Below are 1,075 nucleotides of genomic sequence, written 5' to 3' on the forward strand. Positions count from 1 at the left end.
TATCAGTACTGCCCAATCGATATTACTCATGCCCAGAATTTAGTAAACAGGTAATAAAATACAATCTGAAATACCAGCGCCAAAGCGAGTAAAATATACCAGGTATTCCAGTTTTTGAATTGATTTTTCATCACTTCCCAGCCGATAAAAAGTTAAAGAACAATCTGGCTGCGCCAACATTTCCGGCAGGCAATTGCCTGAAAAATGCTAATGGTGTATAAATAAAATTCCCTTTGCCATATTTTGCATACAGGGTCGATCCTTGAAGCGGTTCTTCATCGGTATCGTGCATCTCGAAAAGCGGTTCGTACTTAGCATCCCATTTATCAGGGAAATAAGCACCGCGCTCCTGCACCCATCCTTTAAAATCGTCAGCAGTAATTTTATTTGGGTAGTTTAACAGTTTATGTTCAGGTTTTAAAAATTTAACTTCTGCATTTTCTTCGGTCACCCTTTTACCACTGATGCTAAACGGATAAACACCAAAATCCTGTAGCGCCATATCTTGGGTGGTATTGTACTGCATCACAATGGTTCCACCGTTTTCTACGTAACCGCGCAAAGCAGTTTGCCAGTTTTTAATTCTTTTTTCGGTATTGATTACCCTTACTCCTGTTACCACGGCATCGTAACTTGCCAGTTTTGCTGAGTTCAGGATATCTGCTTCTGTTAATACATCAACCTGCAAACCTGCCTGTCTTAAAAACTCAGGGATCAGATCTCCAGCCCCTTCAATATACCCAACTTTTTTCGCCAGCACCTTTGTATCTCCTTTAATCAACCAGGTTGTGGCCGGAACAAAATACTGTAGTGTTGGCAAATGAGGATACTGAATTAATACCTGTCCTTTTGAATATTCATTCGCTTCTGATGAAAAAACAGCTTCTAATTTATTCTGGCTGGTTTTAATTTTGGCTAAATCTTCAACCGGAAGAAGAAAATTCATCGTATTGATGGTATTCTCTGCCAGGTTAATCCCCTGGAAGGTTTTCACTACCTGGTTGCCGATCTTGAAACTTATCTTACCATAATTGATGTTCTTATTGGCCTTCAAACGAAGGCTAACATTTAAAGC

The 1,075-nt window shown here is 39.6% G+C and carries 1 pseudogene; it reads right to left on the reverse strand.

Annotated features, from left to right (window positions below):
- Nucleotides 1–130 precede the first annotated feature (130 nt).
- Nucleotides 131–1,075 (reverse strand): annotated as a pseudogene (locus tag AC1DPQ_RS28590) (hypothetical protein); the annotation flags it as partial.

Source organism: Pedobacter sp. 01T416_2, from assembly GCF_056398925.1.